This is a genomic window from Mesorhizobium sp. M4B.F.Ca.ET.017.02.2.1 (assembly GCF_003998955.1).
Lineage (GTDB): Bacteria > Pseudomonadota > Alphaproteobacteria > Rhizobiales > Rhizobiaceae > Mesorhizobium > Mesorhizobium abyssinicae.
Window position 1 is genome coordinate 1 of record NZ_RZOF01000327.1, and the last position, 7,064, is coordinate 7,064.

Sequence of the window (7,064 nt, forward strand, 5' to 3'; positions counted from 1 at the left end):
CTTGCGGGCGCCGACATGATCATCGGCGTCGATTTGAACAACGACAAGAAGCCGTGGGGCGAGCGGTTCGGCATGACGCATTTCGTCAATCCGAAGGAGATCGACGGCGACATCGTGCCTTATCTGGTCAACATGACCAAGCGCGGCGCCGACCAGATCGGCGGCGCCGACTACACCTTCGACTGCACCGGCAGCACCAAGGTGATGCGCCAGGCGCTCGAGGCCTCGCATCGTGGCTGGGGCAAATCGGTCATCATCGGCGTCGCCGGCGCCGGCCAGGAGATTTCGACACGTCCGTTCCAGCTGGTCACCGGCCGCACCTGGATGGGCACCGCCTTCGGCGGCGCGCGCGGCCGCACCGACGTGCCGCGGATCGTCGACTGGTACATGGAGGGCAAGATCCAGATCGATCCGATGATCACCCATACGCTGAAGCTGGAGGACATCAACAAGGGCTTCGACCTCATGCATGAGGGCAAGTCGATCCGCAGTGTCGTGGTTTACTGAGGAAGCCGCACGCCGCCGGCCTACCGGCCAGCGACCTCTGTGGTGAAACATGGGAGGAATGGAATGCCGGAAAAACTGCATCCTAGAATCGACAATGGCCTGCCCAAGGAAAGCGCGAGCTTCTCCGGCGGCACGCTGGTCTGCGCCTGCACCAGCAAGCCGGTGAAGGTGAAGGTCAAGGGCCAGATCGCCCACAACCACGCCTGCGGCTGCACCAAATGCTGGAAGCCCGAGGGCGCGATCTTCTCCGTCGTGGCCGTTGCCGGCACCGGCGACGTCACCGTCGTGGAGAATGGCGACAAGCTGAAAGTGGTCGATCCGAGCGCGCTGATCCAGCGCCATGCCTGCACCGGCTGCGGCGTCCACATGCACGGACCGGTCGAGCGCGACCATCCGTTCAAGGGCCTGAGCTTCATCCATCCCGAGCGTTTCGAGGAGGACGGCTGGTCGCCTCCGGGCTTCACCGCCTTCGTCTCCTCGATCATCGAATCCGGTGTCGATCCGAAACGCATGGACGGTATCCGCGCCCAGCTGAAGTCGATCGGGCTCGAACCCTATGACTGCCTCAACCCCGGCCTGATGGACTACATCGCCACCTGGACGGCCAAGAAGTCCGGCGCCTTGCCGGCCTGACAAGTTCGAGAATTTCTGCCATGGGGCCGGTCAAAACCGGCCCCATGTTCGTTTTGGAGGGACGATGCCCGCACCCATCATCTACGTCGATGCCGACGCCTGCCCGGTCAAGGCGGAGGTCGAGAAGGTGGCGGAGCGCCACGGCGTCATGGTCACCTATGTCTCCAATGGCGGCCTGCGCCCATCGCGCGATCCGATGATCCGCAACGTCGTTGTATCCAAGAGCGCCGATGCCGCCGACGATTGGATCGTGGAGAATGCACTGTCCAACGACATCGTGGTGACGGCCGACATCCCGCTTGCCGCGCGCACCGTGGCGCTCGGCGCGCATGTGTTGGGCCCGACCGGCCGTCCCTTCACGCCTGAAACCATCGGCATGGCGGTGGCGATGCGCGACCTCAAGCAGCATCTGCGCGAGACTGGTGAAAGCAAAGGCTACAATGCCGGGTTCACGCCGCAGGACCGCTCGCGCTTTCTTGGCGAACTCGACCGCATCTTGCGGCGGGCGCTGAAATCCGCCACACCGGACTGATCTGGAGGCCGGGCCATGGGTGACGACGACACATCCGTCAAAACGCCGATGCATCCGCATATCCAGTTCGCTTTGTCGGCGGCCATTGGCATTGTCGCTTTGTTGCTGGCCTCGCTGCTGCGCGTGCCGCTCGCCTATTCGATCGGCGCGAATGTCTTTTTTGCCACCTACATCATTCTCGTCCTCGCCTTGATGCCGAGGCTTACCGGCCGCTATCTCAGCAAGAACGCGCGCGCTACCGATCTCCCGGTACTTGGTATCTTTGCGGTTACCCTTTTCATCGTCGGCGTCGCCACCGTTCGCTGTTCCATCTGATCAACCAGAAGGAGGCCGCGCATCCATTCGAGCTCAGCTTCGCCATCCTGTCGATTCCGCTCGGCTGGTTCACGATCCACGCCATGGCCTCGCTCCACTACGCGCATGTCTACTGGATGAACGGCGAAGAGATCGACGTCGCCACCAAGAAGAAGGTTCCGGTCGGTGGTCTGGATTTCCCCGGCGACAAGCGTCCCGAGGGCTGGGATTTCCTCTATTTTGCGACCGTCATCGGCATGACCGCGCAGACCGCCGACACCGCCATCACCACCTCGCACATGCGCCAGGTGGTGCTCATCCATTCGATCCTGTCGTTCTTCTTCAACACGGTGATCGTCGCGGTGGCGGTGAATCTCGCCGTCAGCCTGAGCAGTCCTTGACCGCTTGCCCGTAATAAATCCGTGATCGGATGAAACATCGCTTTGGCTGGCGACGTATTGGGAGGAGAACGAAGAGCTACAAGGCCGGGAGAACGAAGGACGATGGAAACCGTTGCCAGGAGCGAGCCCGCCGCCGATGCGCAAGCCGCATCGAAGGACGCGACGCTGATCTACCGCCAGTCCCGCTGGACGCGACTGACCCACTGGCTCTGGGCGATCGCGCTGTTCTTCATGCTGCTTTCCGGCCTGCAGATATTCAACGCCCGCCCCCAGCTTTATATCGGCAAGGAATCCGGCTTCGGCTACAACAACACCATCTTCGCCATCGGCGCCGAAAACACCGACCAGGGTCCGCGCGGCTACACCGAAATCTTCGGCAAACACTTCGACACGACCGGCGTGCTCGGCTGGTCCGGACCGCCCGGACAGGAGTCGCCCCGCGCTTTCCCGTCCTGGGCGACGATCCCCTCCTACTATGATCTCGGCACCGCCCGCGTCGTTCATTTCTTCTTCGCCTGGGTGCTCTCCGCCACCTTGCTCGTCTGGCTGGTCGCCGGCCTGATCAACGGCCATGTCAGGCGCGATCTCGCCCCGCGCCTCGACGATCTCCGGCGATTGCCGCGGGACATCGTCGACCACGCGAAGCTGAAGTTCCATCACACGCGCGAATACAACACGCTGCAGAAAATGGCTTATGGCGGCGTGCTGTTCGTGCTGTTGCCGCTAATGATCATCACCGGCCTCGCCATGTCGCCGAGCATGAATTCGGTGCTGCCCTGGCTAAATGATGTGCTCGGCGGCCGGCAGACGGCGCGCACCATCCACTTCACCGTCATGGTGCTGCTCGTCGGCTTCTTCATCATCCACATGCTGATGATCCTCGCCGCCGGCCCGATCAACGAATTGCGCTCGATCATCACCGGCTGGTACCGCACCGACCCGCCGGCGCATGACGACAGCTCGTCCGAGAGGAGCGCCTGATATGGCCAAGTTTCAAATCAACCGCAGGAAATTCCTCACCTCCGCCAGTCTCGGCCTGTCCGGCATCGCGCTGTCGGGCTGCGATGCCTTCGACGGCGGGCTTGGCATCGGCGGCGGTCTGCGCAGCTTCCTCGAGAATGCCAATGGCCTGACATACCGGGCCCAGCGCCTGCTCGCCGGCCGCGACGCGCTGGCGCAGGAGTTCACCGAGGCCGACATCCGCCAGCCTCAGCGGCCGAACGGCGTCACCGCGCCCGACGACGACACCTACAAGGGCCTGCTTGCCAACAATTTCGCCGACTGGCGCCTCGAGGTCTCCGGCCTCGTCGAGAAACCGCTGTCGCTCACCCGCGAGCAGCTGCAGAACATGCCGAGCCGCACCCAGATCACCCGCCACGACTGCGTCGAGGGCTGGAGCTGCATCGCCAAATGGACCGGCACGCCGCTGTCCCTGGTTCTCGACCAGGCGGTGGTCAAACCCCAGGCCCGCTATGTCATGTTCCACTGCCTCGACACGATCGACCGCAGCCTCTCGGGCGACGTCAAATATTACGGCACCATCGACCTGATCGATGCCCGCCACCCGCAGACGATCCTCGCCTACGGCGTCAACGGCAAGCCGCTGCCGGTCGAGAACGGCGCGCCGCTGCGCGTACGCGTCGAGCGCCAGCTTGGCTACAAGATGCCGAAGTATCTCTACAAGATCGAACTGGTCGACAGTTTCGCCGCGATCGGCGGCGGTCGCGGCGGCTACTGGGAAGACAATGGCTACGACTGGTATGGCGGGATTTGATTTTCCTCGCCTGCGGGCCGAGCACGATCTTGGGCCGACCGAGCTCAACGCCATTGAGGAACGTCTCGACGGCGACAACCGGCGTCTGACAGGCCGCTACGATGATCGCGGCCTAGTCTTTCTGCTGCGGGACACAGCCGGACGCCCGATTGGCATCGCCGCAGGCCATTCCTGGGCGGGGATCGCCGAACTAAAGCTGATGTGGGTCGACGAGGCCTGTCGAGGTCTTGGCCATGGCAGCAAGCTGCTCGATGCCTTCGTAGCCGAGGCTTCCGCGAGAGGAGTTCGACGCATCTGGGTCGCAACGCACGACTTTCAGGCACCGGGTCTCTACGAGAGGGCGGGCTTCGAGCGTATGGGCGAATTCGCCGGGTGGCCCGAAGGCCATTCCAACATCATTCTCTGCAGGACGGTCGCCGCCTAGGCGACCTTATCCAGCAGCGGCTTCAGTGCCGGATGGATTTCCGGCGAGGCGTGCTTGATCAGCGACAGCAGCGCGCGCTCGTTCTCGCTGAGCGGCCGGTTCGGGCCGATCCGCTCCGCCAGCCACTTCGCTTCGCCGGCGTCGACCGTCTCGGCGCGGCGGGCCATTGCCTCGACGGCCCGGTTCCTGGCTTCCCAATCGGCCTCGATATCGTCGGGCGAGCGGTAGGCCTCCATGATGCCGGCAAGCCCGCCTGAAACCATGCGGCCGAAGAAGCCGCCGATGCCCGGCTCGCCCGCATCGAGGAAATTCTCCTGGCGCAGCGCCACATCGCGCGTCGGCGCTTCGTAGCCGGCCGAGCACATGACGAAATTGGCGATCGCCTTCACGAACAGTTCGTTCCAGGACGGATCGTTGCTGGCCGCCGCCGTGCTCTCGTTGATCTTGAACAGCACCTCCGCCTCGGCGCGGGTGATCGCGAGATTGCCGTCGCCGCCGTAGGCGTAGAGGATGCGGCGCAACAGGTCGACTTCGGCCTTGGCCACCAATCCCGGAACCAGTTGGCCGCCCAGCATCAGCGGCCCCTTGCCGTCGACCACCGCATGCGACACCTGCTCCAGCGCATAGGCGGAAAGCCGGCTGGGCGAAGATTTGGCTTTCTCCAGCACATGCACAAGGAGCTCGAGCTCGGTCAGGCTGTCGACCATGCCGTCGCGCGAGATCGTCCGGATCAGCCAGTCGGCATTGTCCTCGGAGATATAGCCCGTCGGCTTTTCCTGGTGGACGATGTAATCGGTGACCGCCTCGACGAAGAACGCCGGCCATTCCTGGCATTTGTCGCGCGCCGTCTGGTCGAGCGCGAACAGCGCCTCGGCCTCGCCACGGCTTACCACGCCGTCACCAAATACTTCGCGGCGCAGCATCACCACGTCTTCGGCCGTGATTCGGTTCTTGGAGGTCAGCCCCGCCACCGGAGCGCTCATGATCAGTTCGCCCATTTTTGTCCCCGTCGCCGCCGGCCGTAGCCGGACCCAAAGGTCTTTTCGACCCAACATACCAGCAGTGTCTTGAAAAACCGGCAAACCGCGTGGTTAGCGAAGACTTGTCAGCAAGATGTCGCAGGCAGGTGACAAGGTGTCGTTGACGGGCTATGGATGAGGAGTCGAGGGCTCAACCCTGAGTCCTACCTGTTTGCGGGAGAGAGCAGCGAGAGCTGCCGCCGAAGGGGAAATCGCCCGAAATCTCTCAGGCAAAAGAACCGTAGACGGGAAAGACACTCTGGAAAGTCGGGGCTCGTGCCCCGCGCCGAAGGTGTAAGCGCTGCCGACAGAGTTACGGGGCGCGAGTCTCTCAGGCTTCAGACAGAGGGGCACGGACTGGTCGCCATCAGCGGCCGATTGCGTGCGACTCTGGAGATGACATGACGGGCGACGAAACCAAACACCTACCCCTCGAAGATCTGCATACGGCTGCTGGCGCGCGCTTTGGTGCGTTCGCCGGCTGGTCGATGCCGCTCACCTATCCTGCCGGGGTGATGAAGGAGCACCTTCACACCCGCGAGCATGCTGGCCTGTTCGACATTTCGCACATGAAGCTGTTCCTGGTCAGCGGCCCGGGCGCGATTGCCCTGCTCAACCGCGCCTGCCCGCTCGATGCCGGCGCGCTTGAGATTTCCCAGTCGAAATACACCTTCTTCCTCAACGAGGCCGCCGGCATCATCGACGACCTCATCATCACCAGGCTTGGCGACGACCGCTTCATGGTCGTCGCCAATGCCGGCAACGCAGCCGTCGACGAGAAGCATCTGCAGGCACTGGCCGGGGATTTCGAGGCAAAGGTGGATGCGCTCGACCGCGTCTTCCTCGCCATCCAGGGTCCCGAGGCCTGGGCCGCCCTCGCCCGCGCCGGCATCGAGACCGGCTCGCTGCTGTTCATGCACGGCATCGAGCCGCGCCAAAACTGGTTCATGAGCCGTTCCGGCTACACCGGCGAGGACGGCTTCGAGATCGGCCTGCCGGAAGCGGATGCGCGGAATCTGGTCGCGACATTGCTCAAGGACGAGCGCGTCGCGTGGATCGGCCTTGCCGCTCGCGACAGTCTGCGGCTGGAAGCGGGGCTCTGCCTGCACGGCCAGGACATCACCGAGGAATTCGACCCGGCCAGCGCCGCCCTGATGTGGGCCATCCCCAAGGACATCCGGGCGACCGGCTCCTTCATCGGCGCCGACGCGCTGCGCGCCATCCTGGAGCGCGGCCCGGCGCAGAAACGTGTCGGGCTGAAGCCGGAGGGCCGCCAGCCGGTGCGTGCGGGCGCTGCCCTGTTCGACGCCGACGGCAATCCGGCCGGCCATGTCACATCGGGCGGTTTCGGCCCCTCGGCTGGCCATCCGGTTGCCATGGGCTATGTCAACACAGCACTGGCCAAGCCCGGAACAAAACTGTTCGCCGATGTGCGCGGGGCGAAAATCCCGATCGATATCAACCCCTTGCCCTTCACACC

General features: G+C 63.9%; 8 protein-coding genes, 1 pseudogene and 1 riboswitch. Of the genes and pseudogenes, 8 read left to right on the top strand and 1 reads right to left on the bottom strand.

Features of this window, described 5'->3' with window-relative positions; genetic code table 11:
• From EN738_RS27830 to EN738_RS27860, 7 genes and pseudogenes are all read left to right on the top strand, one after another.
• The coding region (locus EN738_RS27830) for a zinc-binding dehydrogenase (RefSeq protein ID WP_145966950.1) at positions 1-507 on the top strand (507 nt) is incomplete at its 5' end.
• Positions 508-570: 63 nt separating this feature from the next.
• Positions 571-1,140, top strand: a complete 570-nt coding sequence (gfa, locus tag EN738_RS27835) for an S-(hydroxymethyl)glutathione synthase (protein WP_127286468.1) — start codon at positions 571-573, stop codon at positions 1,138-1,140.
• A gap of 64 nt (positions 1,141-1,204) precedes the next feature.
• On the top strand, positions 1,205-1,672 hold the full coding sequence (locus EN738_RS27840) for a YaiI/YqxD family protein (protein WP_127286469.1): 468 nt from the start codon (positions 1,205-1,207) through the stop codon (positions 1,670-1,672).
• 15 nt (positions 1,673-1,687) lie between these two features.
• Positions 1,688-2,367, top strand: a pseudogene (locus EN738_RS27845) (DUF1345 domain-containing protein).
• Between the two features lie 102 nt (positions 2,368-2,469).
• Positions 2,470-3,348 carry a cytochrome b/b6 domain-containing protein gene (locus EN738_RS27850; RefSeq protein ID WP_127286470.1) on the top strand — a complete coding sequence of 293 codons (879 nt, stop codon included), beginning with the start codon at positions 2,470-2,472 and terminating at the stop codon, positions 3,346-3,348.
• Position 3,349: 1 nt separating this feature from the next.
• The gene (locus EN738_RS27855) at positions 3,350-4,141 is read left to right on the top strand and encodes a molybdopterin-binding protein (protein ID WP_127286471.1); all 792 of its coding nucleotides are present in this window, start codon (positions 3,350-3,352) and stop codon (positions 4,139-4,141) included.
• Entirely contained in the window at positions 4,113-4,565 is a 453-nt protein-coding gene (locus tag EN738_RS27860; RefSeq protein WP_245494755.1) for a GNAT family N-acetyltransferase, read from the top strand. Before EN738_RS27855 ends, EN738_RS27860 begins: the two co-directional genes overlap by 29 nt.
• Here EN738_RS27860 and EN738_RS27865 read toward each other — a convergent pair.
• Positions 4,562-5,563, bottom strand: coding sequence for a hypothetical protein (locus EN738_RS27865; protein ID WP_127286472.1), 1,002 nt, complete (start codon positions 5,561-5,563; stop codon positions 4,562-4,564). The two genes, EN738_RS27860 and EN738_RS27865, sit on opposite strands and share 4 nt — an antisense overlap.
• A gap of 186 nt (positions 5,564-5,749) precedes the next feature.
• Positions 5,750-5,836: riboswitch (glycine riboswitch) on the top strand.
• Between the two features lie 149 nt (positions 5,837-5,985).
• Between EN738_RS27865 and gcvT the strand changes: the two genes are divergently transcribed.
• The coding region (gene gcvT / locus EN738_RS27870) for a glycine cleavage system aminomethyltransferase GcvT (protein ID WP_127286473.1) at positions 5,986-7,064 on the top strand (1,079 nt) is incomplete at its 3' end.